Below are 25,893 nucleotides of genomic sequence, written 5' to 3' on the forward strand. Positions count from 1 at the left end.
TTAAAATTGATTTAAAAAGAATTAAAAAACCCCAAGCGGGGTTTTATTTAAGTGCTTCAGAACCGAATACAGCTTCAACGATGAGATGCAAAGATTTTTTATCATCTGCTGATGCACGATTACCAATCTGATAATCGAAAGCTGTTAATAATGCACGTGGCATCTTTGCAGCTTTCATCATTGAGTAGCGGTCAAGCCAGGCCACCAGCGAACGAGTTGAACACGTTACTGATAAACGAGTGTCGGGAAGAACACCGTCCGGGAGTTTTGCACTGTTAGTATTGACACTAGTGTCAATTTCACCGGTGATATTCTTGCCTACAAAAAGACCGCGAATCATATTCGCAACGTCAACAAATTTCTCCGCGACTTTGGTGTCGGGGATATATTTGGTAATCAATTTAGTCTCGGTTTCTTTTGGCATATAGTCAGCAGTGATAAACATATAGCGGTCAAGGTTGGCCACATTTAATGTTTTCACACCGCCATAAACGCCAGTAAAATCGCCCTGACCAATTGAGTTAGCCGTTGCAACAAATCTGAAGTTCGGGTGCTGTTTAATTACCTCGTTGGTTTCAGGAATAACTAAATTCCCTCCTTCGAGGATGGCGTTAAAGGCATTGGCACAGGATGGGTCTAATTGATCGTACTCATCGAGTAGGAAAATCAGTCCATACTTGTACGCCAGCGTCAGTGGGCCATGAACAAAAACAGTCTTGGTATCACCGGTCAGTTCATTACACTGAAGCCGGAGACCGCCAATGAGATTGTTAATATCCAGGTCTTGTGAAGCTGTAGTTTTCATGACAGGCCAGTTAAGTCTTGCTGCTACTTGTTCGACAACACTGGTTTTGCCACAACCTGTTGGGCCAGAGATCCACAGAGACTGATTTTGTGGATAGTTAATCCACATCAGTACAGATGAACGCAAATACGCTTCAAAAACATAGTCGTCATTCTGTTTAGGCACGAATGCACTAAATGGATTGGCTGAGTCAAATCCCTGGAACGGTTTAACTTTATCCATCTGATGATCTGGAACAACAATACCAAATACAGAAGGGTGGACAGGTGTAGAGCGCGCCATGATTTCAACAGACAGGTTTGCGAAATTAGTAGTCATGATATACCTCATTAAATTAGATAGATTTAAAAATTAAAAATTAATTAAGAAGAATGATGTTATGCAGCAATATCAGCACGTACTAAATCGACATGCTTATAATTGCGGCTAACACTGCCACTGTTATCAACACTGGTAACCTTTGGTGCATACGTTACATAAGAAACGATGCCTCTGGCTCTCAATGCAGAGACCAGAACAGGCATAAAATAGGTTTTGGCATAAACAAGTACACCATCAGCCTTATATTTATTACAGAGTGATGTAGCGATTTCAGCAAATTCTTTAGCTTTATCGGTCATAACATCTTCTGAAGGACAGGTATTAAAGGTCAACAGTTCACGTAATGCGTGTGATACTTGCTGATCGACATCAATAACGCCCATTTCCCGTTGTTCTGGGGATGCAAGATATGCAGTCATATTTACAAGAAACATGATCAGACTCCTCATTTAAAAAGATTAGTGAATTAGATGAATTAGGCCTTGCATGAAGGCTGAAGTTAGGTACTAGTTTCAGTTTGGGAGTGACTGAGGCACTTGTTGTTGTCTACGTGACAACAAAACACCTTTTTCGACGGACAAAAAAGCCTGCCGCTTATGAGAGCCGCAGGCTATCGAATTTGTTTAGGCGAAAGAAATCCTTGTGAATACCAGGAGGTATTCAGGAGTGGCTTGAGCGCCGAATTTAGAAGGTGTTTAAAGGCAGTTGCCTGAAGTTAAGCGGACTAAGCCGCTATTTAAAGATAATAAAGGATGTGTAATTGGTCAAGCAAAAAAAAAGCCCAGTTTTAAACTGGGCTCAATAATTAAAAAACAACGTATTGTTGGGCTGAGTCTGTCTCTTCTGCACCAGGAGATACCAGTACGGAAGTGTCATCCAAAGGAATGTAGACAGTATCAGTCAGAGTTGATTTATATTCATAGGTACTTAACGAATTTCGTACCGATGACTGACCGTAACATTCTGGATGATGTTTGGGGTCAATAGATAATTTATCGCAGATTCGTTTGTAGCTCGGTTTTTCCGGTACGCGAGACTGAAGAAAACGAAAGCCAAAGCCATCGATTCTAACCAGCTCGTTATAGGAAAAGCCAATAGAAGCACCTAGACCCTGGATCAATAAATTGACCGCGTTCTGGTATTCTTCGAACTGCTTTTTCTTTAAAGCCAACTCTTTCTCCATCTGCTGCAATGTTCCAACTTGTCTGGCTATGTCTACCACACGAGCTTCGAGGTCGTCTGGAAGCTTAAAGCCTTGTGTCTGAGACATGATTTCAGGGTCAGAGATAAGCAAAATATCTTTTTCCTTATCAAACGGTAGAGCTGTTTTTGTCTGAACCTTATTCCAGAAGTATTCGCAGGCAACCTGGACTCGATAAAACGCTTTCTTCGAAGGCATAATTTTAAAGACCTTGGTCTGGTCAGTGGCCGACCAAAACACAAGATACGCCTGGGGTGCGCCTGTTGTCAGCAGCTGGTGCTGAACTTGCCAGTAGTAATAACGGAATTCTGGCGATTTGGTTTCAAGCTGAAGAATAGAAAGATGTTTGCTCTCGCAAAGATTCTTTATCTCAAGGATTGAACCATCGTCGAACTGCCCATCCAGCGAAGCAATCATGTAAGGATACTTTTTGTTCCTTACACAGAAAGGCAGGGCGATTTGTCCAATCTCTTTTTCGCAGTAACTTCTGGCAAGTGCTTCAAGCTTTTTACCAGCATCAACCTGTTTAATGACAGAAAGGTCTTCTGCCTTAATCAGGCCAGCGTATTGCAAATAGAGTTCGTAGGGCGTTTTAGTTGCACCAGCCTCCTCTAACAGAATAGGGGAGCATGTTGCTGTCACACCAGTTTTACGCCATTCGAGCCATTCCTTTGAGCCCTGCACAACATCAACGACTTCATAAATGTCAGACATAATGATCACCTTAAGATAAATTTAGAAAGTTAAACCGGCAGTTTCCTGCCGGATAAGTTAAGCGGCCAGAAGATCTTCAATAAGACCTTCTACCATTTCTTTTAGAGGGGGAAATGTCACATTGTTGAGAGCGGCATTGAGCCTCACAAAATCAGATGTATTAACAGCCTCAAGATATAACTTGTGTATTTCCATTGATTCGGCTTGGACTTCACCGACCCATTTGGCCGCGTCGGTTTTAAACTCACCCTTACCCATTTTTTCGATGAAGTTAAGTACTTGAGTAAAATCGAAGCTACCTACTGCGTTAGTTAAATGATTTTTGAGAAGTGACCGACGGGATTTTTCTAAAGATAAGCGAGCGAATGCCAGCTCACTTTCATTCAGATCGAAACTGCTTTTTGCATCGTTTAAAATAGTTTCGTATCCAAGCGTCTTTTCTGCCCGGCTTACTAACTTTTTAATTCTGCGTTCAGCCCATTTTCTGACCCCGGGATGCTCAGACATTTCTTCATTGGACTGCCCATTGGTTTCTCCGGGTGGAGGGAGAATATCATCAGCCGAACCATTTACGTCAGCTGGAGGTGTATTTCCCTCAGCCGTATCGTAAACATCGGTTGGTGTATTGCTCTTGATGTCCTGCTGCTCGGTTGAATCAGGTTCTTCAGGGAGCTTATTAAACTCACCTTCAATAACTTTATCATCAGACTTTGCAGTTCGGATTGTAGTATCCGTATTACCAGCCGTCCTGGCTTCTTGTCTAACCTCCATTTCAGCTTCAGCAGCTGCGACGGGTATTGTTGCTGTACGGAAACCTTCACCACCAGCAGTGTTCAGATATTCAATCATTGAACTCAGGCGAGTACGGTTACCAGGAATTAAGTGTATGGTCTGCTTAATAGCTGACTTGAGCACCATCTTCCAAGGGAACTGAGTCCACGGTGAATACTGCCGTTTCTCCACTTTTGCCCAAGATTCGGATTTCGCCCGAGATTGAGCTAAATCCTGAAGGTCAATGAAAAATACCAGATGACGTCCATCCTTCATTAAATAGTCGACATAAGCCCCCCTGAACATGCCTCGATCTCCTAAAGCACCCTGATCGGTGTTTGTGAGAACGAGTCCCCCTTTATAAGCAAAGGGGTCAAATTCGTGGTCTGGGCTGGAACGACGACCATTGGTTTTAAATGAGTCCTTTTCAAAAACTAATTCAGCCACAATGTCTTCGCATAAACCTTCATCGGTGGCCATCCTGCTGAGCCCAATATAGGACACGTCAAGAATGACACGACCATCGCGTGGAACCAGGTAAGCCTGCTTCTGCGCCGGGTCAAGAGTAAGGCCGCTACTTGCAAGCTGAAGGAATGCTGTTTCGAAGGACTTTGGATTATTAACTGCTATGTCAGCCAAGTAGTTATTATTGTTGACAATATGTTTTGCAAAAACGCATTCACGTTCGAATGAGATGTGAGGTGAACTGGAACCTGCGGATGCAAACATCTTTTCGAGCGACAACATATGTCGAGCAATGCTGTCTATCTTAACGACAATATCGGTGTTCCCTTTATTGTTGTTTGAGAATGAACCAGAACTACGTGATTTATTTGAGTACATATATACCTCATTAAATTAAATAAATTATAAGATTAAAAAAGAAGAAGGTTGCTGAGGAATCAGCAACCAGTCATATCAACCGCGAACTGATGAATATGCGTTAGTTAAAGTTACTTGCCCGGAGGAGCTTAATTTTTCATTAAGTTTCATACGAGCTACAATAACGGCTGCTGTCGAATTATCGGCTGGCAGATTTGTCCAGGCTTGCATGTTGACAGGGTGCTTAGAGGTTGCGGCTTGCGGACGTGATGTCTGCACGGCTCTATTCTTAGCATCCAGCTTCGGCGAAGCTTCTGGTATCTTCTCTACTGAATTTTTATTGTTGTCTGGTGATACAGACTCTTTTCCAGGGTGCAGCTGCTTTTGCTCGGCATATACTGTTCTCCATTTTTCAGAAGCAGTTCTTACCTCTTCATCAGACATTTTCTGCCACTTCATATCGTCCTTAAGTTTTTGCGCTACTTGAGGGGATAGCGAAGTGACGGTTGATGTAGATGGTGGCTTTACAGTTTCATTTGCACGGGTATCTATTGATTGACCAGTCTGAATGATTCGAGCCATGAAAACATGAAACTCAGTCCTCATTTGGTCAATACCATGTTTTGTATAACGGAATGATCGAGCTAATGCTTCGATATACAGTTCGGTATTCATTTGAATATTATCGCGTAGAAAATCCGCGACTTTACCAAATGCTTTTATCGAATAGAACTCGGTCTGAGACTTGCCGCTAATGGACATGTCACAGCGCAAACGGAAATAAATATATGAATCTGCATTGTTAGATGCAGGCACATATTTAGGTTCTATCGCAACAATACCCTTTGCTCTGGATTGCATAGTTTATACCTCATAAATTTTTAAATTAAAAAAGTTAAAATGATTTAGTGCTATAGGCACAAAAATTAGAAAGATTTGTGAAGCATCCAGTTAGAGTGCTGGACTCACTGTATCCTCAACAAGAGGAAAAACACCTTTTTCGACGGCGCAGAAAACACGATGCATGATGCACCGTGTGTCGAATTCTATGGGCGTAGGGAAGCCGTGCGAATGAACTTATTCATTCAGGGATGGCGCGTTGCCGAAATAAAGAGTGTTAAAAGAAGTTAAGCGGGATGCCCGCGATATAAGATTATGATACGACGTTTGGTTGGTCAATCCAGAAAAGAAAAAAACCCAGCTTTCGCTGGGTTTTTATAGGGAGGTTTAGCATAACAAGCGTTCCAGACGCTTCCATGTTTGGATTGCCATGTCGGTTGAAGCATCTGATATCTCTTTATAGAGATCAGTATTTCGCCGTTCATAGTAACCTGGAAAGGTGAGCCTATGCAGGCAATCATCTAACTTTGAAAGATCTCCAAAGTCGTGAGCGCCTACATTGATTTTTGCTCTGATTGCCAGTATATCTCCCTCTATTTTCATGAGCTCAATGAGCTCATGCATTTCGAAGAAAATATTAGACTGATAACGACCAGCATGTTCTTCGCATTCGATGCTATCGCATACGTCACATACTTCAGCGTTACAGGAATGATAACCGCAGTGATTACACGTATAAGAGAATCTCTGGTTTATTGCCCCTGCAACACAGTCTTCATAAATCCGATGTCGGCAGTCTTTCCCACAATTTTCACACTCTGCAATCATTGTGTAATCATCCAGTTCCATACCACCCGGCTCAATGCTACTACCATAGACAATTGTCATAATATACCTCATATATTTAAAAGATTAAAAAGTTAAGGCTTATAGCCTGAATTAAGAATATTTTAGCTTTCGGCGAGTACTTGCATAACCCAAATGCCGCGACGTTTTTCGTTAAGGAGAGTACGATACCCTGTAACCTTACCGCTTTCGTCAAACACTTGTGCTTTGTCGGTTCTTACTTCAGACTCTTTCCAGACTGAAACAATATCACCAACTTGTGCTCCACAAGTCTCAACAGCATTTTTGAGCCCAACAGCCCAAATTTCATGGTCTTTCCCACCACTACGTATTGTGACTAAATACGATTTATCGTTATTAGGATCGTGTTTCCAGTTTTCGAGACCGTGGTAAACAAGCTTTCCTTCAAAACGATGGTTTGCATATTTGGCTTTGTCATTATTTGACCCAGCCCGAGAAACACCTTCAACCATGTTTCCATTAGTTGCTTCATTAGATTTTTTCCCAGACTTGGTAAAGAATGAATTATAAATAACGAGTAAAGCAACAACTACACATACAGTCGCGGTAACAAAACCGAGACCAGTGAACAGTAAACCGCGTTCCGTTATAAAAATTGCCAGCCAGATTGGGCCAAGGAATCTGATATATTCGGCACGGTAATACACAGCACCAAAAAATACGATACCTGCCATTAATGAGATTGGGTCAGACATAGATCACCTATAAATTTAGAATGCGAAAATTTAGCTACCTAAAAGGTAAACTAAACGGATGTACACAAAACTGCACATCTGTTGATTCGCTGGAGTTAAAAGGATTAACAATTTTTTTTGTTTGGGATTGAGAACCAAAATACCCGTTTGGGTAAGCAAAGAGACATGTCAGGTTTAACCTAAACACATCAGAGATGCTCGGGCCTGTAGAAGGCGTAGTTAACCCGGGAGGAGGTCATCCGGTGGGCGCTGGTTGAGCGCGAAATTAACTAGGAAGTTGTGCTGATGTCCGTCAGCTCGGTTCTTATTCATTTAAGCATATTGGTTTAATTTTTCAAGTCGGTTTTTCATGGTCATATTGCAGCCATTTTTCAATGACAACTATCCTGAGTTTTGGCCTAATCAATTGGCATACAAATTAACTCCGAGGTTCTGTTATGGCTAAAGCACCGGTACAAACCGTAAAACAAGCTAAAAAGAGTGGGGCTCAGGATAACCGAACCCCTAACTCTCGTGTCGAATATTCCAATCCTGAAGCTGTCGTGAAATTTACTCTTCACACCCAGGAAGGTATTCGGGTACAGTCCCGTAATTTTAACATTATCTCCCAGGCTCTCTTCAATCTGACCAATAACAGCCGAGCCCTTGAACGGCTTGGCACTAAATACAGTGGTGCGATTGAACGTACACTGAAGGCGGTTAACGAAGTAATCGACATGCCTGAGAAAGAACTGGAAAATAACATTGCTATTCTGAACCGTGCGGTAAAAGAAGAAGAAGAACGCAGCAGCCTCAATGAAGTCGGGTATACCCATCCAAAAGAACATGAGGTTCGCATCAGAACGCCGCAAGCGCTGCGGGTTATCCGCATTATTCAGAACTTTGATAAATTGCACCAGATCATCGATACCCTCTGGTTAAATAACTGTTTTAATCAGGATGAGGTCGAGGAGTTTAAGTCTCGTCTTCATAATCTCATTCGTGATCTGGCAGCATCACTCAAACGTCACGCGCAGGCATCTGCTGATGAGCTTAATCAGGCCAATGGCCGGGCCGCTGAAAAAGAATTGGCTGGAAGCACTGAGACAGAACCTACCCAGGTAGACCAGGAAACAAAGGTGTTGCAGGATGCCAGTAATGAAGCGAATGATGATCAGAATGAGGCCATTAAACGGCAGGCTTAATTCAACGAAAAACAGAAATTAAAAACCCTGCATTGCAGGGTTTTTTTATTACATTGTGCGGCAACAATCTACCCACTGGAAAATCATGTAGGTGCTGTCCTGGCCTTTACCGGTTGGATAACGGAAAGGCCCACCTTGCCATTGGTATGGGGACTCACCGACCTCATGACTGTTTTTTGTCTCCGGGGTAGGGTAGAACATATTCAATTTGTACTGTTGCTTTGGCAACGTTGGGTAAATCTTGGAGCGACAAACAGTATCGTTTCCCATCGAACGGTAGGCCAGTCCACGACGATGTTCTGCGGCCAGCATACGGATCCCGACCAGGCTGGTTGTTCTGGGGGCATCCATACTCCGTACCGATCCAGTTAAAGGATACTGCCCACCCCAGGAACCGGCACACCACCAAAGTGAGTCTATTGGCTGTTTACCTGCAAATTGTGCCGCTGCTTCACCGGCGCAAGCCTGCATTGCTATCACGTTAGCCACAGCTGCTGATTCCGGGTTCTGGAAGAATGCCAGCATCGTATTATTCCAGGTCGGGTCAATCTCCGTGAAATTAATGATATCAAAATCGCTGTATGGGTCGGCATTACATTGACCGGGTAGATACATATCCAACATTCTTAATAACGGCATAGCATACATATGTGCGTTGTAGAAACTTATTGAGAAACGCTCCCGCTGTTCCTCGGCTGCTCCATCGGTCTGCGGGCCAAACTGCAAATCATTACCAAGGTCGAGTGTTACCCCTCCTAGGGATGACATGCACCCGGGTGTTCTCGTTAACTCGATGAGCTTTCTCGGTTCCCACATCGCGGTCAATACACCCGGGTGATAGACGTTCAATCCATCCTTACAGGCACATACTGTCCCTGATGCTGCATTGTCAGGTGCAGTACCTGTCATCGACAGATTAATACCGGCAAGCTTTATCGGGAAAATACAGTTCCAGCAAACATCCGTAATGAGTTTCGCTGATAAGACTTGGTTATCATGACAGACCTTGTTCTGTACGGGTGATGAAACGTCAGCCGCAAAAACCGGCATAGTAAAAGCCAGACATGCGAGCACCAGGGTCTTGGGTGATTTCAGAACTGAGAGAATTTTTTTCATTTCAGCTCCTCAAAATCTTTGCGTGAATATTCATCATTAATGAATCGCTTACTGTCGGCTGTCACAACGCTGGGCACGTTTATCAAACCATAATGTTCGGCCATGCCTGGCTGAATCATGTATAGCCTTGCGAAGTCACCGTATTCTTTCTTGGTGTCACGGAAGGTCTGCCAGCCATCACCATACACGTTTGTCGTGACCAGTATTGGCGTGAGGGAGGCTGGTGTATGTTCAAACTGATACCTGGCGAACTGGCGTTGCCATTCTTCACGTGCATCGAAAAAGATTAGCTTGATGGTAAATGGCATCACAGTTAGCGGGTTAAATCGCCCCCGTTTTGCAACGATATCGCCGTTAGGTGAAGTAATGTTTTGAGGGATAATGACCGTCGGATCGATGGTTCTGGTAGCTCGCTTTGTCGCTTCCGGGAATTCCTGGAAAACCTGGCGGGGCCAGTAGTTATCAATGGCCTTTTTCTTCATGCCATCAAAATCGAGTTTAGCGACACTCTCCTGTAGTTCATCAATAAGGTTCTTCTCTACGACCCCAACAGCGGGCCCGGCCACACCAAGGTCGCCGGTCTTGTCTTTCAGGTACGCGATGTCATAGATGCCTGTCACCCTGGCCACCAGCTCACCATCTTTTTCATGGATAATGGTCGGTACAGAACTAACGTTGTAGTTTTTGAATACAGTTGGATCGAGGTTTACGGCCAGAGAAGACTTGGAGTCGAAGGAAAGTTTCTGCCAGTGGGTAAGTTCATCAAGCAGGTTCTTTTTATCTTTTGCCCCCTGGACAACCAGAGCGATATCCGTGCGTCCATCGTATAACTTGAGAATGTCGGTGATTTCAGCATCGCTGAGAGACGCGGAGACGAGAATATAAATAAAATCACCGGCTGGCTTATTTTGTTTCTCGTTAGTCATATCAGACTTTGCTAACGCTCCTCTTACCGCATCATCGACTAGTTCATCTGTATTTTTATACTCGGGCATTTCACCCATCATTTTTCGATTATCTTTAACCGTGTCAGTAGCGCGGTCGGCAGTGGCATTTTGATTATCACGAGCCGCTTTTATGAGACTGTCAATATCTTTCATTTCAGTTGCAGATAATTGACGCTTAGCTTTTTGAATGTCAGTGACTGAGTAGTTATTAGCCGGTCTTGTCGGAATATTATCTAAGTTGGATACCGGTCTTGACGGCAGATCACTTAAATAGATACCAGTGTTTTCGGCCCAGACTGGAGTGAAAACAACAGCGGTTACAAATGCCAATATCGAAAGTCGAAAAGGTGTTTTTTTTACCATAATGGATACGCTCGGCCTATAATTTGTGACTCGTCTAATGATCCCCAGTACCTGGAATCAAAACTGTATCTGGTGCGCCCCATCATCCACAGGCGACCATTCGGTACGACACCACTACGCGTTAGCTCCTGTTCGGTATGGCCAGATTCTGCTGCTAATGCCAGTCCCTCACCGACCATAGAGCCGTTAATTGCAGTCTCTTCGGGATCAACGGAGACTGTGTCTCCCGCAATGCCATCAACAATTTTCAGCCCTTTGCCATATGGTTGCATTAGCTCAGAATGAAAGGCGTAAATTTTCCCTTTGACGATTGATTTGTCCATTTTATCGACGAGATATATTCGGTACGGAGGAAGACATTGGTTATTTTGTGGATCGATACCAATCTCATACCGGTTAAGCACGTATAGCGTCAGCGGTGCGGTTAAGAAAATAACAACGATGCTGAAAACAATATGTTGCCTCCAGCTTCGCTTTTTACGAAATATTAAGCTCCATACTGATTTGGGTGTATTCATTCGCCCACCGCTATTGCTGAGTGTTGATGGTCTGGGGGATCTTGAGCCCCGTAGGGTAGCTATAAAGGGCTGAGGCATTGAGCACAAGATACCCCGCCTCTGACAGTTTCTCAGCGCGGGCTAATACCAGCCTTGACTGGGCTTCACCTAACGGTTGACCTTTATCGTCCATAAAGTTGATGACTGCAACATAGTCATAGGGCGAGGCTGGTGGGAATAACCGCCCAAAAAGGGCGGCTCCGATGAAACCAAAAAGCAGCGCAATTGCAGCGGTTTTAATCATGCGGCTAACCCCCGCTCAACCAGAATTTCGTTGATAGCCTCTTCGGTATTGATCCCCCGGGACTTTCTGTCTTTGATCGCGGCAACGTCTTTCGGGTCAGTCGAATAGAGAAGTAAGCTGAATGGGTCAACCACAAGTCTGCAAATACCCTGGCCCGCTTTAGAAATGACAAAGATTTCTGAGTAGACACCTTTCGTGGAACGAACGGTTTTAAGGAACCGGTAACCAGCCTCGTCCAGCGCCAGACGTTTATTTGCTTCAGCTTCGTTCACTGCGGATTCACTTTGCCCCAGCAAGAGCATAAAGGCTGAGTTATCTGCGATCGATTTCCCGATACTATCTTTGTAAATATCGTTGATAGACTGGGTGATGGTAATTGCAGCTCCGTTATATTTACGGAACCGGCGATAACCTTTCTCGATGAACGCCCCGATATTTCCTGATAACAATGCCCAGGCCTCATCGATAATGACCAGCTTCATCTGGCTACGGTCGCCCATGAACATGTCCTGCTGGATTTGATAAATCAGCTGAAGGAGGACAACCTGTTTAAGGTGTTCTGAACTTTCCAGTCGGGAAAGTTCAAGTACAGTGAACGGATTTTTGAAGTCGATATTGTTCTTACCAACAAAGTACTTCCCGTACTGGCCCGCACTCGTGAACGGATAGAGCTGATGGCCAATACGTTTAATGTCTTTATCTTCATCTTTCAGCAGTGAATCAGCAACCATATCAACGGTGGTCAGCTTCTTGTGTACACGGACAAGATCAGCTACATGTTGTTTAAGTCGAGACTCTTCGAATGAATTCAGACCTTCTTTAGGAGCTGCCATCACCGATAACAATCCGATGATCAGATCTTCTTCACCGCCACTGGAGTCATCATCTTCAGACTCACCGAAATAGTCTTCGATCAGTTCGAAGAAGTTAAGACATGGCCTGGTTTTGGGATTGAAGTCGAGATAATCGCCCTGGTAGGTCTCACAGATATTTTTGTACGAGTCACCTACATCAATACACCAGACTTTAGCCCCGAGGCTTCTGTAGGCGGTGATAATGTAGTTTGTCAGGAATGACTTACCCGACCCCGACTCAGCTGCGATACAGGCGTTATAGTTAGTATCAGAATCAAACAAGTCCAGTGATTGGATCTGGCCAGAGCGCGATGTCAGCATTAAGGCGGGTTTGTCTGTACCTTGCCAATCTGCATAGAGAGGTGAAAGTACCATCGCTTCACTGAGTGCCATTGTTCGATATCGGCCAATGGACTTTTCTGCTGATGCTTCGTTAAACATTGGCAGAGCTGACAGGAAAATTGGCGCAACATAGTAGGTATCTGGGATCATCTTAAACTGATAGGTGTTCAGATAACTTGCAGCTTCCTGAGCAGCGCGTAACACGCCATCTTTTGAGTTAGAGAAGATTGATACCGTAAATTTGGCTTTGCAAATTGGGTCGTTGTTATCAACTTTTTCGCTAAGAAGATCGAAGCCCTCACGCAAGTTTATGAGTGATGGAACCCACTTAATTAATGGGCCACTGGTTTGCTGAACAACCCAGTTACGTTTCGAGGTGAATTTAGTTTTTTCACTTTGCTGATCAAAGAAAATCAGGCTCATTGAGATGATGCAGGATGATTTAATTCCAGTAACACCACTCATCATATCGCCGAGAAAGTATTGCGCTTGCCCGGGAAAGAATCTTTTCGGGAATTTTCGCGCACTCAATGTTTTCACAAACGTTGTCGGTGTAGGTGCTTCTCCACGAAGCTCGGAATCTGTCGGATCACCAAAACCGCAATAGTCTTTCTTAATGAAAAACATGCGATCGTGGTCGACTAACTGTTCTGAAATGTACTTGTCTTCTTGTGGCTGTACCGGCGTCCGGTCTCTCCAGGAGGCGCTTTCACCCTGGTTGCAAATGGAGCTCAGAACATCGATGTAACTTTCACGCGTCAATGCACCGGGACACAAACCAGTGATGCTCAGCGTCGTTTCGAACACATTCCGCAGCTCGTTAACGTGATTGAATTCTTCTTCACGCATTTCATAGTTATATTTGATCGGAATTTTTACTGTAATGAGAAGCACACAATTTCGGACGCGAGTCCCGGTTCGCTTCATCGGCGTTTCGGTGCTTTTCAAAAGGAATTTAGAGCGGTTATAAATTGCGTTACGCAGGATTGCGTCCCGGCAATCCATACGCAATACGTCCATCCGGTTAATTTTCTGTACGATGTTTGGGCTTGCAACCAGGTCAAACTGAACGATAGTTTTGGCGGGGAAGTTGGAAGACAGCAACGTTTGAAGGTTAGTCATCTCCTTGCCGGTTGTCCCGCTTAAGGGACGACAAACAAATCCGAAACCAACATATTTGTTGTCGCACATAAACAAATGATTGGATTCGTCATATGCACGTACAGGACACAAGTCAGAAAAACGCTTCAGGTTTTTGAGTCGCTGAAAAATTAAAGATTCACTCATAATGCCTCCAGGATTCCCAAGAAAGTGTTACTTGTTCTCGATAAAGTTTTTGAGGCCTTGTTTTGGTGAGCCGAGTACGTAGGAGCCGTCATCACGCACAATGAAAGGGATCATGCTGACACCTAGTATCTGAGCCGTAACTTCACGTCGAGCCAGAGCCTGCATATCGCAGTTCTTTACCTGGTCGAATTTCTGAGTGGAATTTCCGCTGATAATTGCGCGGTCTGCGCGGTAGCGGTCGGATGCACAATACAATTCAATATTTCGCTGCTGGCTTGCCGGGCCCAGAGCTCCGAGCGACAGAACGCTAACGGTGAATTCTTTCGGGTCGAGGTCAGCAAGTGCTGAAAGTGGGGCTGCACAGGCTTCACAACCAGGTGCGGTAAATATCATGACCTTTTTAGGCCCATCGCCCCATACGGCTGGGCGCAAGTCCGCGATATTTAGGTTCAGCTCTTTCATCGGAATGATGCTGGCGTTCTTGGTTATTTCGCTCATGGTGGTCAGAGGCTTTTTAGCCCATGTGTCATAGAGCGTTCCCTGTATAACGAAGCGGCCATTAGAAGACAGCAAATTAACTTTCCCATCAATCTCTAGTGCGATGATGCCGTTAGTAGGGACGACAAAACGTTTTACTTCCTGCGAATTCTGAGGAATGTTCTTGAACGCTTTTTCATTGAAAATCGTATCGATATTCCCGGTGTTTGTTTTTACTGTATCGGCGAATACAGAAGCTGATGCAGAAAGTGCCACCAAAAGTGCCGCAGTCGCGACATGTTTGATAAAGTTCATAGTAACCGCTCCAAATGAGAGAGGTTTCATTTTCACATATTGATTTATTTTGCCGCAGGGAAAAGGGCTGCAAACTGTCCCCAAAAAAAGGAAGTGATGAAATGTTAATATCGGTTTTAATTACTCAATTAGTCCAAATAAAAAGCCACAAAAAAGTGGCTTTTTATTTATGCTTTATTATTACTGGAAGCCAACCGCAAATCCTGCACCAGCTCCAACACCACCGGCTGTATCAGCCGACATGCTAAAGCGGACGTTTACTTTTTCATTGATAGCGTAATTCGCTCCTCCCGAAATTGCCCCCTGGTCTCGGTACGCGCCCATCGCCATGCCAAAACCCGACACGTTATTGAGGAAGGGAATTGAAGCGATAGCAATTGCGCTTGCTGAGCCTGCTTTTGCTCTTTTATCATTACGGTCAACCGTCTTTTTAAGGTCAGAGAACTTCTGGTTTGTGTAGCTATTAGCTGAAGCCAAGGTCTGTCGGTCACCATCAATCCGTGACTGGCGCTCAGTATCGACAAGGAAATCAGTCCTTGAGTTGATGACAGATTCACGGGCATCCGTATGACTGTTTGCACTTACAAGAGTTTGAGCATCGCCAGCAACTCGGGATGCGCTTTCAGTTGCAATTAGACTGTCGGTACGAGCGTTGATCGACACTTCACGCTCGTCGGTATAAGTATTAGTATCCGTGGCAGTCTGGCTATTGTCGTTACTGCTACCAGACCCTGTACCACTTCCTGTCCCGCTGCCGTCCGTACCGTTATTGTTATTTCCGCCTGTAGTAGGTGGCGTTGTGTTAGAGCCAGAGCCAATGGATGAAAGGTACGAACTGATGGCACTATCAGTGTACGCCTGAAGTGAACTAACGGAATTCATGAGCTGACCATAGTTCACCGCATCATACCGGCTGGAACCATCAGCAACATTAGTCAGTGTTCTTTGTACCGTAGCTGAACCAAACGATACGGTATCAGCACTATTGGAGAATGAACCGTTCCCAATGGAAATACCTCCATTTGAAGCAGAAGCATAATTACCAATAACAATTGCGTTATCATCGGATACAGTATTGTAGTTGCCAAGCACGATCGATTCGTCGGAATCAATGGTATTAATTGTGCCGATTGTGATGTTGCCAAATTTAAAAACAGCAGAGGGGTCATTAATCGGTGCAGCTGTAATATTGTTTAAGGAACCGATAGTCAAAGCGTAGGAACCACCACTCACCGTATTGAATGTACCCATTATAGAACCAGCGTAATTAGTAGCAGTGTTTCTGGAACCAAGAATTGCTCCCATACCTACCATATCCAGTTCGTTATAAGAGCCTATTACTTGCAATGCACTTCCTGAAACGTTATTGCTATAACCCATAACGGCAAGGTTTTGTCCTAGAACTTTATTGTCACTCCCAACCAGATTCAAATCAAAAAGACCAGTGCCAGTATTATTATTCCCGTAAACATTGAAACTATTGGCGTAGTCATTCCAGAATTGGCTTGGGTCGTAACTAAATGATAAGTCATTATTGCTTCCGGTAATAATATAGTTTGTTAACGAAGTAATTGTGTTGTTATTCCCTGAAACACTTGAGTTGCCGAGTGGTGATTTACAGTTTGATGGGGTTGCACAGGGTGTTAGCCCTGAAATGTTATTGCCATCACCATTTACAGTAACTTCGTCAATTTGGGTGCTATCGATTGAGTTATCTGCCACGGCTACAGCACAATGAAGTGCCAGAACAATAGCAATATATAATGACTTTTGTTTCATGTGCTTACCTTTTCAGTGATGGGTATTAAAAAGACGACCAAGGAATACAGCACATGAAAAAAGTAGTACCGGTATACCGGTACTACTGGACAATTATTTAATGTAACTCCCTTTCTGAGGAGGTTGTGATGTCTCACCCTGGGATTGTGCTGGAGCAGCGGCAACCGGTGCAGACATTGGTCTGATAACAGCAGTTGATGTGGCACTATTTCTTGCACCGACTTCCCAACGACGCGGCTCAATCTCGGTATAGACGTAGCCAGGGACGTTAAGGTCTCCATCTGCGGTCTCATAGGGGTCAACCAGCACCCGCATGACGATAGATTGCGTTCGGATGGGTTGAGGATCAGCAGCAGTAGCAGGCACAGGGACGTATCGACCACCATCGGCAGTATTCCGTCCACCGTTCCCGGCTGTAGTGCGCAGCCGCTTAACCTCCACAGGCTTTCCCGAAAGTTGGTTTTCAGATGCGGTGTCAATCTGCTCCTGGTAATCATCTCCATCGGTCAGGGCATACACATCTCGGACATTCATACATGTGACCGAATTGGGCATTCCCTTGCATCCATATTCATCGTTCTGGCCCAGTAGTGAGCAACCCGACATCGCAAAACCGGCACTAACTAAAAACAATGCCGATACAATTTTCTTCGTCATCATTTCTTGCCCCCAACGGTTTGAGTTTTTGAAGTAACACGTGTGAATTTCAGCATGACCCCTTTTTGCACAATAAAATCAACACTACGGCCTGGATCAATTTCAATTACAGGGAAAAGGTCACCGGCCATTTGCATATAGAAATCGGCAAGACGATTCAATGCGCCACCTACGCCAGAAACTGCTGCGCCCTGGAGTGCGTCAGAGCTCATAACCTGCTGGTAAGGAGTAGCGTCACTACTATCTCCATCGCGTTTAATACTGATTGTCGGAATACTCTGTACGTTAAAGAGCTGAGATGCAGCCTGTAGGAAGCCAGCGGTCAGGGCTCGTGCCAGGTATTGCCCTTGTTTGGTAACCAGTCGACCACGAACACCTGATTTACCATCTTCACCAACAGCGTAGGCTACGAGTGGGGCTTCAAAAACTGCACCGTCATCCCGAATGCACGTTATGACTTCCGATCTGAAATAAGCTCTTTCGGAGGACAAATCACCGAACCCAGCTGCAAGCATTCCGCATTCACGTATATCTGCACGGAAACGGTTTGGGAGAATTGCATCCTTTTTCACCCTGGCCAGCGCCGGATAAGGGTCTTTTCGTGCATCACGAGATGTTGGTGCATCCATCCCCGCAATCAAAACAGTACTTATGATCGACGTTGCAGGAAGGTAGGTCTGGTTCTCGGGGTTATCATCTTCGTCAGCAACGGGTGCGGCTTCAATATCTTCCTGTACAGTGATGATTTCAGGAGTTGCCTGGCTTGGTACTGCTTTGCCATCCTTCCCTTTCTGCTGACGCTGGTTTGCTGCGGGTTCCGGTACGACAGGGGGGGCCGCATCTTCGTATACGCGCTGTAATGTTTTCCCGTTATTGAAACTTCCTGAGTTTCTTGGCGCAACTGAAGGGGCAGATATCTCTTCAGGTTTATACAGAGTAGGGACGTTACGTTGGCCGTTTCCAGCCAGTGGTGTCGCTCCGCGAGACTGTTGTGAGTAAGGCACAGGGTTAGAGACGGTATCAACGCGTTTCTTAATAGCTGCAACCTCAGCGCCTGATTTTTTCTGGTTGTTCTCCAGATTGCTAAGACGCTGAGCTGTCTGATCAGCACCATATTTCTCGGTTAACGTTTTAATCAGTTGACCTTGCTCTTTAATGGTCTTGTCGAGTGCGCGAATTCGCGCCGCAATAGCATTCTGGCTAACTCCATTGGTATCACCATCGGTAAGGACGCTGGCAATCACTTTTTCTTGTGGCGCTCGATTTCGGGGGCCAGCTGAGTCGGGTATAACCAAGAGCAAAAAAAGAACGGCGAAAGTAAATACGCCAGCCCATAAAACCCATTTTTTATGCTTTGCTGAAATTGAGGCCCATTTCTCTTTTAAGGGGATAAGCATGATTTTACTCCGCGAGTTTAGGGCGCATGGAATCGTTAGCTTGTTCGTTTGGCTGGATGTTGCGGATAACGAAGTAAGCTTCAGTTCGCTGGCCAGGCTGGAGAGTGTTGCGACTCCATAGTGCTCTTGCTGCAAGCTGAGGATGGGTGCAGAGTGATTCATCAACCATTACTGTTGATGAACCAGTGTTTTGTGCAACGCCGATGATGACACTGAATTGACTACCCTGAAGATACTGGCCATTTGCAAAGGAGTAGCGAATCTGATCCTGGTCAGTACCCGTGCGGAAATTACAGTTCGGGATACCAACTCCTGAAGAGAGATTTCCCAGAGAGTATCCGGGTGGAATGTCCCCAAGCGCGATGGTTCGCATTATGTTGCGAATCGTCTCGATGTAATTATCTTTCTGTTCCCATCGCCTGGCTTTGACTTCGCTTCCACCATAGTTGTTATATGCCGCAGGCATAACACCAGAAGTACTCGTGTTGTTCAGCTTTCGTGAAAGCATGAGAGTGGCTTGCACCGGTGCAATTTTCTGAGGTACTAACGACACGGAGATCGCTACACTTTCGTCACCTTTCTCACTGATATAGAGACTTGCCGGGTTACTGTCTGAGGTGGAAACGTAGAGAGCGTTATCTTTTACATTTACAGTTACACCCTCCTGTTTAACTTTCTGCACTACAGGGTGTTCAAACGGTGTAACAAGCCGGTTGATCTGGTTAATCGAAATCGGTACGAGGGTGTTCACGCCAGGCGCAACGATATATTCCAGCCGAGAAGGAATGACTTCTTTTGTGAGTGGAACGGGACTGGCAATTGCAGCAGGTACTGGTTGAATATTACGGCCATCAATAGCTGGTTCACTCCCGCCATTGATAGAGTTACTTGCTGGTGGTGTATAGTTGTCAGGATATGGGCGTGTTTCTGTGCTGAGCATTGCCTGAGTTGAGGATGCTGGTCGAGAGGCGAGTTTTGCAGTGACTTTGGGTTGCGACTGCGCATCAGGCTGCTCAAATACCATGCCTTGATCAACAGACATTTCGCCCGCCGTTACGCTATGGGTCGCTAATGTGGACGACGCGGTAAGCAACAGGATAATTATGCGTTTACTATTCAACATTTAGCCCCCCGATAAGTGGCAACACTACGTTCATTTTTAAATTGGCTATTACCAATCAGAAAATTCATTTCGGCACATCCGTTTTGTTTACTGATTGCTGATTTATTAATCTCTCGCTTAAAGATTTATATCTCGGTTAAATCAACTAACGAAATTCTGTCAGGAAGTTCGAGCTGCCGAAGATTTCTGCCTTTGACCTTTGTGTTTATCTTCTTCACTTGGCAGCAACGGTTTGCCACTCTTTATCTCAATGAACGTAATAATGGGCCGGTAGCCTTTTACGTTAACAGTAATCTCGTAATAGACTGGCGTGGTCGATGGTTTGCCGGTGATACCTTCGAGAGTTTGGTTACCGGTGACATAAAAAGTACCAACTGCTAACGGGTCGGTGATAACCCCGACCGGATTAAAAGAAAGCGAGATTCGGTCGCGCTTAATTTGGTCAATCTGGTCGTCCATTGCTTTCATAACTTTTGTGTAAATTGAAGCGTCAAGAAACGGGCCGATAGAATTCTTGAGTAGATCTAAAGTGGCTGGGTTAGCATTTCCAAAACTGTCGGCTATATATAACGCCCATGCCTTCATATAAGAGCTGCTGGCGGCTTTTTCATCCAGCCAGGCTGTTTCTGTAAGGTTTGGCGGAATAATAGTGATGGGTTGTGTTTTGGCTAACAGAGCATAACCAAGTACAAGGTTTGCCAGAATCATTGAGGCAGAGATTAACTTGAAACTTTTGTTTTCTAACTGAAGTCCAACTAACCCTTTTTTGAAATTATGGATATTCATACAATAAACTCCCGGTCGAAGGATTCAGGTACAAAAGTGCCACCACCGAATGTGACTCCGAATTTCCAGTAACAGAGGTGCATAAAATATTTCTCAGAAGCTCGCGCCAGAAAACCGCCATAAACACGTGAAACTACAACACCCAGAATTATCATCGGTAATAATCGTCCAGTGATAATCCCAACCGCGAGAGCAACGAAAAATGGCATGGCTTCATCAATCGACCAAAAAAATAACTTTGGTGGTTCGTCAATCGAGTGAGAAATATAAACAGGTTCCATGATGACCTCTCATATGAATTTTTTCAGATTTATTGACGACAAAATGCGCCTATTTCTGACCAGAGCCTGCAAGCTGAGCCATCATTTGCATAAGGCCTGCTCCATCTACTGCGCCCTGAACAATGGCTGACTTATCACCGTAGACAACAATGTTTGTAGGGGTCTTTTGGATACCAAGCTGACCTGCTTCACGAACGTCGTCGGCTATCTTGCTGGACGGCCTGGCCGCATTGATACATTCAAGTAAGCGGTTCGGGTCTAAACCAGTTTCGCGGGCGATTTGGTCTAGCGGTGCGCTAAGACCGTGCCCGTCAGATTGGCTGTAGCGGAATAACGCTTTAGATAACTGGAAGAAAGATGGATTTCCTCCCTGCTCAACAGCACACTCCGCTGCTAAAGCTTCAGTACGGGAAGCCTGCCCGTGAACAGGAACATGTTTGAAAACCATCGCAATATTCCCTTGTGATGAATCCACGAGATCCATAACGATTGGGAAATGTTGTTTGCAGTACTGACATTCAAAATCGGAATACTCAATGATATAGAACTGAGCATCCGGGTTCCCATAAATACGTTCGTTGTCCGTAGAAGGCGCATAGGCGGTATCGGGTTTGTTTCCAGTCCGGTAACCGACATTGGATTGTTTCTGCGATTCAGGTTTTAGGCCCGCTGCATTAATGTATTTTGCAAATGCGTCCAGTAGTTCGCTTTTGTTGTTTACTACGGGCTTGTGAGTCTCAGCAACGATCGCTAGGTCATTAAGAAGTTGGGACTGTCTATCGATTTGGTAAGTAAAAAATGCAGCCGTGCTTACCATAACCATGAGCGGAATTCCAAATATAAGAGAGTTCAAAATGTTCTTTTTCATTTGTAGCCTCTTGATTGCTGCAATTGTTCCGGCGTATAGATTTCGTTTGGCTTTTGGACTTTGACCTGAGACGCCTCAGCAGCTTTTTGCTTTTTAAGATAGGGCAGTATGATTTCAGCCATGTCTTTGTTCAGGACATCCCGTGACTGAGGGTAAGTTGATGCCGTGATCTTCTGATTGAGGATACGGATTTTTTCTGGGACATCAGAAATTAGCAAATAGCTAATCATCCCTACGGTAAACGTCAGGCAGAGCAGGGCAGAAAGAATAAATGGTTTCGAATTAGTCATGCATCACCTCGCACAGCTAATTTAACAAACATGAAATATTGAGGAAAAAGAAAAGCACCGCAAATTGAGGTGCTTTTCTTAAGGTTAAATACGTTTTGGTAGGTTTGAAATAAGTAGAGATGAACCAATAGGAATCATTACTATCATTATGAGTGCCCCGATCATTGGAGGCACAGGTAACGGTATAAAAAGCGACAGGAGAACGCTATATACACCCCAGCCAATCAATACCATGCTACGACGGTTAAGAAACGGACTGGCATATCCAAAGTTATATCTTTTTGCCATCCACCGCATTACCCCTGCAAACAGAGACGGGATGATGACCACGGCCATGTACGGTAACCAATACATATCAAGTGTTAAACGATACATAATCATGTAGAGCCAATAATTCAGGTTCTCGGCAATGTTCTGGAAAAGCCCAACAAAGTATTTCAGTGGCCCGCCGTGGTTGGCCATGTCGCTGGGAGGAAGCTGGTAAAAATCCTTTAACGCCTTATCAATCCCCGTATTTACAAATGCTTCAGTATAATTGTCGCGAGCCTTTTGCAATACCATGACGAAATCTTTTTCGCCTATCATTTTATGACCCCATGCGATTTCTTTCAGAGCATTAGACTTAAAATACTCAACCGGAAAGAAGACAGAGATAAAAAGGAGAATCGTCGAACTCCAGATGATCAGTGTCTTTATCGTCTTAGGCCACTTTTCCTCATTCAACTTATCAGACATTCGATATCCCCAATCTTCGCCTTCCTCCCAGCCTGGATAATCAGTTCGTTGGTTAGCTTTCTCGGGAGATTTATCCGTGAAGTAATTTCACAGAAATTCAACGTGTGTTGAAGTTCCCGGCAAACGAACAAGCCAAGCTCAATGATATAGATCGCAAGCCGCTCCCAGTCATTCAGCTCCTGCTCGTTGTCCTGATGATAAGCTTTGATAGCGGAGCTCACTGCTGCACCAACGCGTTCATCAGGAGTAAGGGTTTTCAGTAGAGCTAACATTTGCCCAGTGATGCCATCAACACATGGCCAGATCATGGTCAAACCGTCATATGAGGCTTGATCATCTTTACGCTTTAATAGAGTTTTGGTTTTAATCATATTTACCCCTCGGCGCTGATACGTGATTTTTCACCACGAACCTTTTGTTGACGTTCGTAGATTGAAAGGTACTTTTTAGCGATAGTTCGGACATCGCTTAACTCGGACTCATTCCTCGGCATTAATATGACGGGGACTTTACCTTTTACTATTTTATTAGCCTGATTTATGGCCATGCATTCGAGGTTGGGTAACCAACCTAGCAGTTGAGATTGAAATAACTCGCCTTCTTCCTCCATCAATCGTTCCCCGACACTGCCGGTGATTTGTTCAGGATCTGCACCTGCGCTGGAGCCATGACCACGCATAATATATTTGAACTTTGTCGGTGGTACTCGTTTCATGACTGCTTCCTGGGCATCAGGATCTGGTGTGCGTAGCGCCGTAAAGTGGTTCGTATTGGTTATAACCTGCTTCATTTTGGCTTCTGAACCGAGACGGGCTTCGAAGTCGGAAGTCGATTGCGACGAAATAAATAAGCGGAACCCAGCACCACGGGTTTTATTCAACATTTTAATAACTTGGTCATTAATAACTTCAGCTGCTTCATCGATTAACACCATTACAGAAGCCAAGTCCTGACCACCAGGTTTTAAAAAATTGTACACAGTCGAGCTAACAGATGTTATATCAGACAGGAAAATAGAACCGACCGCAGATCCAGTCTCAGCATCTGCAAGGGAATTTAACCCCAAATACAACATTCCCCCGGTAGTGATGATATCCTGAATATTCGAAATTGGACGAGTATCATTCAGTTCATCTTCATCAGCACTGTCAGGGGATAACAACTCTGACATAAACCCTTGAGTTAGTTGACTAAGAATTGGCATCACGTTCAGAATCATTTTCTGGAAGTGTTCGCGCTGATGACCGAACATATCAATACCGGCTTCAATTGAAGTATCGCCTTTCCCTTTATTACCTTTAATGTCATTTCGGTAAATGTCTGCACATATTTCTGCTATTTCTTTTGGGCCTTTAATTTTAGACGAGTAACGGTCAATTTTCGCCTGTAAAATAATGTCGAAATCGGACTCTCCTAAAGTCTTGTGGCCGAATTTAGTGATGGCCATAATCAATAGAGATGCTAATGAAGAGATGTCAGCACTCAGTTGTGATTTAATATTGCGTAAAGTCGGTTTGATTTCACAGATTTTCATCAGCTCAACAACCGTAGTTAATGACATAATACCAAATGAAACAAACGGATCGCTCGTACTATCAGCACGTTGAATAACCGATGTAATTCTGTTAGCTACCTCGCCAGCCTGAGTGTAGTTAGTAATTGGAGATATTCGAGCTGATTTTTCAGGATGCGCCAATGAAACGTAATTATATTTCGTTGAGCGATCCACCAATTCCAGACAGAACTTCATCCATTCAGCCAGTTCTTCATCATTTTTGGGGTCAATGAGGATTAGTGGTTGTTTTTTTAGTGCGGCTTGAAGAATAAGTAGTTTAAAATATGTTGTTTTGCCTGAGCCGGTTGTGCCAGTTATAAGCGTATGCAACGATAAAAGTTCTTCAGAAATTCCGATCCATTCGTTTTTTTTACCTAGCGCATGAATCCAGCCGAGGCCCATAAAATTTTTGGATGGTTTGGCTACAAATTTCTTTATGTCACGCTTTATCAACTCAGATGCCAGTTGACCCTCATTCTGGCCCCACTCAAAGCCTCTGCAAATAAGATAGCTGTCAGGCTCACGAATCATCTGTTCGATAAATGATTTCATGTCCATTACGAGTGGTTTTGGTTTTCGCTTCAGGCGGCGTTTGTGCGTATAAATATCCCATGCTGCCGGGAGACTACGAATACCATAAGCAGCCTGGACTGCAACTGAGAGGTAACAGGGTAGAGATGGCATGTTAAACAGTGTATTAACCCCGATAGTTGCGGCTATACCTGCTGTCCAACCAAGAGTCTCAAGGCCTTCAAAATTTGTGCGCCAACGTAAGTTATATTTCCACTCACTCATCTTTATCCACCATTTGATTATGCATTCGTTCACTATTAGGAAGAATGTAGTCAACACCGGTCTTTGAATAGAAATCAAAGTGCATCAGCATAATCTTCTGCAATTGAGTAATATCAATGCCGAGTTCATCCGCAATACGTCGCTTTAAGGCAACGCTTACGGCAATGACAGGCTCTCCAGAATAGGTTCGCTTCAGCATACCTTTTGAAATCATTTCATTGCATAAATCTGTAATGTTGTAATCTTTATCAGAAACATCAGTTAAAGCAGAGTAAAGCAGATCGTTAAACTTCCCATCCATCAGCAAGTCGATATCATTATTAAGTTCTTTTCTGAGATATAAGCACTTCTGAGTACGATGGAAATAATACTGGGCTGGGGCTTCCATAAACCTTTGCCATAACCAGTTGGAGTCCTGAAGCAGAGCATAATTACGCTCATCAAAATCTTTATCAATAGCAATGATTAAGTGGCCTGATTCAATGAAAAGATCGTCTGAGTGGTCGGTAACATATTTAACGAGAAATTCTTTGGCCGCTTCAAGACCAGATACGTATAGCTGACTAAATTTATCGTAAAATTTTACGTTAGCCGGTATGTTGGCCGAAGTATCCGCATGAGCCGAGTAACCAAAATCGTTATCAGCTTTCACGTCATCCTGCCACATGGAATCATAATCTTCGTAAATTGAATAATCATCAATTACCTCACCAGACTGAATGCCGGTATCGACAGCATCCTGGTACAGCTGAATTTCCTTTAATGCCTGACGGGTAGGTGAGGGCTGGGTCTGATCCAATGCATCGCTTGAAGTTGGTTCGTTGCTATTATACCCGTGATCATTGAAGACGCTTGATTTTTCAGCAACAGGAGATCATGCTGTCCCCATGAAAATCTTTATCACT

26 protein-coding genes are annotated in these 25,893 nt (G+C 44.3%); 1 reads left to right on the plus strand and 25 read right to left on the minus strand.

Features of this window, described 5'->3' with window-relative positions; genetic code table 11:
* Positions 1-43 precede the first annotated feature (43 nt).
* The 7 genes from QMN93_RS18525 to QMN93_RS18555 form a co-directional block, all read right to left on the minus strand.
* Entirely contained in the window at positions 44-1,123 is a 1,080-nt protein-coding gene (locus QMN93_RS18525; RefSeq protein ID WP_007372241.1) for an AAA family ATPase, read from the minus strand.
* A gap of 59 nt (positions 1,124-1,182) precedes the next feature.
* On the minus strand, positions 1,183-1,560 hold the full coding sequence (locus tag QMN93_RS18530) for a hypothetical protein (protein ID WP_007372240.1): 378 nt from the start codon (positions 1,558-1,560) through the stop codon (positions 1,183-1,185).
* Between the two features lie 371 nt (positions 1,561-1,931).
* Complete coding sequence (locus QMN93_RS18535) at positions 1,932-3,041, minus strand: lambda-exonuclease family protein (RefSeq protein ID WP_007372239.1); 1,110 nt, start codon at positions 3,039-3,041, stop codon at positions 1,932-1,934.
* Between the two features lie 57 nt (positions 3,042-3,098).
* The gene (locus QMN93_RS18540; RefSeq protein WP_007372238.1) at positions 3,099-4,655 is read right to left on the minus strand and encodes a recombinase RecT; all 1,557 of its coding nucleotides are present in this window, start codon (positions 4,653-4,655) and stop codon (positions 3,099-3,101) included.
* Positions 4,656-4,730: 75 nt separating this feature from the next.
* Complete coding sequence (locus tag QMN93_RS18545; protein ID WP_016241581.1) at positions 4,731-5,495, minus strand: single-stranded DNA-binding protein; 765 nt, start codon at positions 5,493-5,495, stop codon at positions 4,731-4,733.
* Positions 5,496-5,861: 366 nt separating this feature from the next.
* Positions 5,862-6,362 carry a hypothetical protein gene (locus QMN93_RS18550; RefSeq protein ID WP_016241582.1) on the minus strand — a complete coding sequence of 167 codons (501 nt, stop codon included), beginning with the start codon at positions 6,360-6,362 and terminating at the stop codon, positions 5,862-5,864.
* 62 nt (positions 6,363-6,424) lie between these two features.
* Positions 6,425-7,036 (minus strand): hypothetical protein, encoded by a 612-nt coding sequence (locus QMN93_RS18555; protein ID WP_009653893.1) that lies wholly within the window; start codon positions 7,034-7,036, stop codon positions 6,425-6,427.
* A gap of 437 nt (positions 7,037-7,473) precedes the next feature.
* On the opposite strand from QMN93_RS18555, the gene QMN93_RS18560 reads away from it, so the two are divergent.
* Entirely contained in the window at positions 7,474-8,220 is a 747-nt protein-coding gene (locus tag QMN93_RS18560; protein ID WP_009653890.1) for an AcaB family transcriptional regulator, read from the plus strand.
* A gap of 48 nt (positions 8,221-8,268) precedes the next feature.
* Here QMN93_RS18560 and QMN93_RS18565 read toward each other — a convergent pair whose 3' ends face one another.
* From QMN93_RS18565 to QMN93_RS18650, 18 genes are all read right to left on the minus strand, one after another.
* Positions 8,269-9,336, minus strand: a complete 1,068-nt coding sequence (locus QMN93_RS18565; protein ID WP_007372234.1) for a TraU family protein — start codon at positions 9,334-9,336, stop codon at positions 8,269-8,271.
* Entirely contained in the window at positions 9,333-10,646 is a 1,314-nt protein-coding gene (locus QMN93_RS18570) for a TrbC family F-type conjugative pilus assembly protein (RefSeq protein ID WP_016241583.1), read from the minus strand. Before QMN93_RS18570 ends, QMN93_RS18565 begins: the two co-directional genes overlap by 4 nt.
* Positions 10,640-11,164 (minus strand): signal peptidase I, encoded by a 525-nt coding sequence (gene lepB / locus QMN93_RS18575; RefSeq protein ID WP_007372232.1) that lies wholly within the window; start codon positions 11,162-11,164, stop codon positions 10,640-10,642. The genes QMN93_RS18570 and lepB overlap by 7 nt, the downstream gene beginning before the upstream one ends.
* Before the next feature lie 10 nt (positions 11,165-11,174).
* Positions 11,175-11,447, minus strand: coding sequence for a hypothetical protein (locus tag QMN93_RS18580; RefSeq protein ID WP_007372231.1), 273 nt, complete (start codon positions 11,445-11,447; stop codon positions 11,175-11,177).
* Complete coding sequence (gene traC, locus QMN93_RS18585) at positions 11,444-13,930, minus strand: type IV secretion system protein TraC (RefSeq protein ID WP_007372230.1); 2,487 nt, start codon at positions 13,928-13,930, stop codon at positions 11,444-11,446. Before traC ends, QMN93_RS18580 begins: the two co-directional genes overlap by 4 nt.
* Positions 13,931-13,957: 27 nt before the next feature.
* Positions 13,958-14,722, minus strand: coding sequence for a DsbC family protein (locus QMN93_RS18590; RefSeq protein WP_007372229.1), 765 nt, complete (start codon positions 14,720-14,722; stop codon positions 13,958-13,960).
* Positions 14,723-14,902: 180 nt separating this feature from the next.
* The gene (locus tag QMN93_RS18595; protein WP_007372228.1) at positions 14,903-16,501 is read right to left on the minus strand and encodes a YadA-like family protein; all 1,599 of its coding nucleotides are present in this window, start codon (positions 16,499-16,501) and stop codon (positions 14,903-14,905) included.
* 93 nt (positions 16,502-16,594) lie between these two features.
* Positions 16,595-17,161 carry a type IV conjugative transfer system lipoprotein TraV gene (traV, locus tag QMN93_RS18600; protein ID WP_016241587.1) on the minus strand — a complete coding sequence of 189 codons (567 nt, stop codon included), beginning with the start codon at positions 17,159-17,161 and terminating at the stop codon, positions 16,595-16,597.
* A complete protein-coding gene (locus tag QMN93_RS18605) occupies positions 17,158-18,555 on the minus strand; it encodes a TraB/VirB10 family protein (protein ID WP_007372227.1) in 1,398 nt (465 codons plus the stop codon). Before QMN93_RS18605 ends, traV begins: the two co-directional genes overlap by 4 nt.
* 4 nt (positions 18,556-18,559) lie before the next feature.
* Positions 18,560-19,597, minus strand: a complete 1,038-nt coding sequence (locus tag QMN93_RS18610) for a type-F conjugative transfer system secretin TraK (RefSeq protein ID WP_007372226.1) — start codon at positions 19,595-19,597, stop codon at positions 18,560-18,562.
* 240 nt (positions 19,598-19,837) lie between these two features.
* Entirely contained in the window at positions 19,838-20,464 is a 627-nt protein-coding gene (locus QMN93_RS18615) for a TraE/TraK family type IV conjugative transfer system protein (protein ID WP_007372225.1), read from the minus strand.
* On the minus strand, positions 20,461-20,745 hold the full coding sequence (gene traL, locus QMN93_RS18620) for a type IV conjugative transfer system protein TraL (protein WP_007372224.1): 285 nt from the start codon (positions 20,743-20,745) through the stop codon (positions 20,461-20,463). The genes QMN93_RS18615 and traL overlap by 4 nt, the downstream gene beginning before the upstream one ends.
* Before the next feature lie 49 nt (positions 20,746-20,794).
* Positions 20,795-21,613 carry a thioredoxin domain-containing protein gene (locus QMN93_RS18625; protein WP_007372223.1) on the minus strand — a complete coding sequence of 273 codons (819 nt, stop codon included), beginning with the start codon at positions 21,611-21,613 and terminating at the stop codon, positions 20,795-20,797.
* Positions 21,610-21,903, minus strand: a complete 294-nt coding sequence (locus tag QMN93_RS18630; protein WP_007372222.1) for a hypothetical protein — start codon at positions 21,901-21,903, stop codon at positions 21,610-21,612. The genes QMN93_RS18625 and QMN93_RS18630 overlap by 4 nt, the downstream gene beginning before the upstream one ends.
* An 84-nt stretch (positions 21,904-21,987) precedes the next feature.
* A complete protein-coding gene (locus tag QMN93_RS18635; protein ID WP_007372221.1) occupies positions 21,988-22,638 on the minus strand; it encodes a DUF4400 domain-containing protein in 651 nt (216 codons plus the stop codon).
* Positions 22,623-23,009 carry a hypothetical protein gene (locus QMN93_RS18640; RefSeq protein WP_009654243.1) on the minus strand — a complete coding sequence of 129 codons (387 nt, stop codon included), beginning with the start codon at positions 23,007-23,009 and terminating at the stop codon, positions 22,623-22,625. The genes QMN93_RS18635 and QMN93_RS18640 overlap by 16 nt, the downstream gene beginning before the upstream one ends.
* A gap of 2 nt (positions 23,010-23,011) precedes the next feature.
* Complete coding sequence (gene traD, locus QMN93_RS18645; RefSeq protein ID WP_007372220.1) at positions 23,012-24,988, minus strand: conjugative transfer system coupling protein TraD; 1,977 nt, start codon at positions 24,986-24,988, stop codon at positions 23,012-23,014.
* Positions 24,981-25,787, minus strand: coding sequence for a hypothetical protein (locus QMN93_RS18650; protein WP_323630726.1), 807 nt, complete (start codon positions 25,785-25,787; stop codon positions 24,981-24,983). Before QMN93_RS18650 ends, traD begins: the two co-directional genes overlap by 8 nt.
* Positions 25,788-25,893 lie beyond the last annotated feature (106 nt).

Origin of the sequence: Enterobacter sp. R-1.6.2 (genome assembly GCF_035064085.1) — a bacterium.
GTDB lineage: Bacteria > Pseudomonadota > Gammaproteobacteria > Enterobacterales > Enterobacteriaceae > Enterobacter > Enterobacter asburiae_B.